The 1,028-nt window shown below is 33.5% G+C and carries 3 protein-coding genes; all 3 read right to left on the bottom strand.

Annotated elements, in window-relative coordinates:
- Window positions 1-38: 38 nt before the first annotated feature.
- A complete protein-coding gene (locus DWX28_RS19200; protein WP_118254795.1) occupies window positions 39-485 on the bottom strand; it encodes a hypothetical protein in 447 nt (148 codons plus the stop codon).
- A 111-nt stretch (window positions 486-596) separates the two neighbouring features.
- On the bottom strand, window positions 597-800 hold the full coding sequence (locus DWX28_RS19195; protein ID WP_158565356.1) for a hypothetical protein: 204 nt from the start codon (window positions 798-800) through the stop codon (window positions 597-599).
- A 29-nt stretch (window positions 801-829) separates the two neighbouring features.
- Window positions 830-1,028, bottom strand: a 199-nt coding sequence (locus DWX28_RS19750) for a hypothetical protein (RefSeq protein ID WP_207661142.1), incomplete at its 5' end; no start/stop codon positions are given.

Raw genomic sequence — 1,028 nt, 5'->3', positions numbered from 1 at the left:
GTATATCAGATTCATTAAGAAATGTCTCTTGAAGTGTCTTAAATTACGATACCATTATAGTCATCCAGCCTTTCTATTTTTAGCACCCTTCCATTAGAAGCGGGTACTAATCCCAATAATATATATTTACCAGGATTATTTACATATTTATTAAATAATTCCTGATAAAACTTTTGTACTAAATAATTTTGTCTATTTAAAGGAAGATCCATATAAATAATGCCGCAGGGTAAATTTCCCATATTGCTCACACATGCTACTCTATTTTTTACCGGTTCATATGCATCAATAATTTTTTGATTAACCGCATATATGCGATTAAATAATCGTGCTAACTCTTGATTTTTCTTGTATATTAACTCTTCATAGGAAGTATCATTAAATTCTTGATTTCTAATCGCTTTTTCTAGTTCTTCTATTTTTAATTCATCTCTTAATTCTTTCAAACAATGAATTAAATTTTCATTTTCATTAATCAAATCCATAACTGTTTCCCCCTGCAATAAGTTTTCTCATACTGGTCACTACCCTCGTTTAACTATCGCATTCCCAAATACCAATGGAAACAGAAACTTCTGCCTCCAAAATCCTTACACCTACTTTCTTTTACTTTGACCGGTCTTTCTACTTTTGCTTAATATTGCATTGGCACATATTTGTGTTAAAGGCTCTCCTATTGCTTCTTTATAATTGAATCCCAAAAACTGGATTGCTTTTAATACATCAACACAAATCAACTCTTTTAGCTGCTGATACATTTCAACATCCGTCCCCGGACTCATCTCTTTAATTATATCCAACACTAATTCTACTGTTTTATGTAAACGTTCTATATAAAGAATGTAACGCTCTCCTGCCAATAACCGACAGGAGTTATTATTGCAATCATAAGTGAATTAAAAACTCTATCCTCACATGACTGAAGCCACGTGCTTCCAGACGCTTTAGGCGTCAGACTAAATATCGGCGGATACGCCTGTAACTTAGGTGCACAATTACGTGCATTTTCCATGCCGGATACGGCAGGT

Source organism: Blautia sp. AF19-10LB (assembly GCF_003461245.1).
GTDB classification, from domain to species: domain Bacteria; phylum Bacillota; class Clostridia; order Lachnospirales; family Lachnospiraceae; genus Blautia_A; species Blautia_A intestinihominis.
This window is presented reverse-complemented; position numbering and strand designations above follow the sequence as displayed.